The sequence below is a fragment of the Dietzia sp. DQ11-71 genome, from assembly GCF_014144995.1.
Lineage (GTDB): Bacteria > Actinomycetota > Actinomycetes > Mycobacteriales > Mycobacteriaceae > Dietzia > Dietzia kunjamensis.
In genome coordinates this window covers 1-1,514 of record NZ_JAALDT010000065.1, presented here as the reverse complement: position 1 = coordinate 1,514, position 1,514 = coordinate 1, and the positions used below count along the sequence as shown (strand labels likewise).

Below are 1,514 nucleotides of genomic sequence, written 5' to 3'. Positions count from 1 at the left end.
GCCGCCAGCAGCGGGGACAGCAGGGCGGCGGTGGCCGCGACGGCACCGGCGACCAGGCGGCTCGCGGCGCGGCGGGGAGGAGACGTGTGCATGGGATCACTGTCTCATCAACACATGTCTAGTTGGCGTCCCTCCCGAGGCCTTCCGGGGCACGCGGGGAGGCCTCGGGAGGCCCCGGGAGGGACGCCCGGCCCGTCAGTCGACGGGCGGGGCCGCGGGGAGTCGGACGACCTGGCCGGCGTAGGAGAGGCCGGCGCCGAACCCGATGCACAGTGCGACGTCTCCCTGCTTGGACTGGCCCTCGCGCAGCATGGTCTCCATGGCCAGCGGGATCGAGGCGGCCGAGGTATTGCCGGTCTGCTCGATGTCGTTCGCGATCGCCACGGTGTCGGGCAGACCGAGGTGCTTGGCCATCGCCGAGTTGATACGGCCGTTGGCCTGGTGCGGGACGAATGCCTGGATCTGCTCCGCGGTCACGCCCGCCGTCTCCAGCGTCTCGGCGCACACCTTCGAGACCTGCACCGCGGCCCAGCGGAACACCTTGGACCCGTCCATGGTCAGGTAGGGCTGCAGTACGTCCTCGGCGCCGGAGTCGACCTCGTCGATGTAGGCCTTGAAGTCCTTGGTCTGGCTGATGGCGCTGCCCTGCTCGCCGTCGGAACCCCACACCACCGGGCTGATGTCGTTGGTTTCGGAGGGGCCCACCACCGCGGCACCGGCGCCGTCGCCGAAGATGAACGCCGTGTTGCGGTCGGTGAAGTCGATGCCGTCGCTCATCTTCTCCACACCGATCACCACGACGTACCGGGAGGCGCCGCCACGGATCATGTTCGTCGCGACCGCCAGGCCGTACCCGAACCCGGCACAGCCGGCGGTGAGGTCGAACGCGGCGATGCCGTTGCGTCCGAGGTTCGTGGCCACCTGGGGCGCGGCGTGGGGCACCTGCGTCCAGTTGGTCGACGTGCACAGGATGACCGCGTCGACGAGCTCGGGGTCGATCCCTGCGGAGGCCACGGCCTTCCGGGCCGCCTCGGTCGACATCATGACGATCGACTCGTCGGCGCTCGCGAAACGGCGGTTGAGGATCCCGGACCGCTCGTAGATCCACTCACTGGTCGAGTCGATCGTCTCGCAGATCTCCTCGTTGCTGACGACGCGCCCGGGGCGGTACGCGCCGATACCCAGCAGGGTGGTGCCGGTGGCGCCCCCGCTGGTCGCGATGGTCACGGTCTCGTTGGAATCCGCCATACGGATGTAGCTCCTCGTCGGTGTGCGGTTCGGGATCGGGCCGTGCTCACGCGGCCCGTGACGTTACTTCCCCGCAACAGTACTGGGGTCGGTGGGAACATCGGCGCATACGACCGCGACGTTTCGCCCCCGACAGCGCCCACCCCCGGCGATGCCCACCGCCGACAGCGTCCAGGCGCGTGGGCACCCGGCTCACCCGCGGGCGAGCCCCTCGAGCCACTCCCGCCAGCGCGGCGCGTCCCAGGTAGGCGGGACGTCCACCGCGG

The 1,514-nt window shown here is 70.4% G+C and carries 1 protein-coding gene; it reads right to left on the bottom strand.

Translation table 11 applies throughout. The features are described from left to right. Positions 1–195: 195 nt before the first annotated feature. Positions 196–1,248, bottom strand: coding sequence for a beta-ketoacyl-ACP synthase III (locus G6023_RS02615; protein WP_182634013.1), 1,053 nt, complete (start codon positions 1,246–1,248; stop codon positions 196–198). Positions 1,249–1,514: the final 266 nt, after the last annotated feature.

Excerpts from the sequence above, each read along its gene's own strand:
- G6023_RS02615 (WP_182634013.1), bottom strand. The coding sequence starts at position 1,248 with ATGGCGGATTCCAACGAGACCGTGACCATCGCGACCAGCGGGGGCGCC.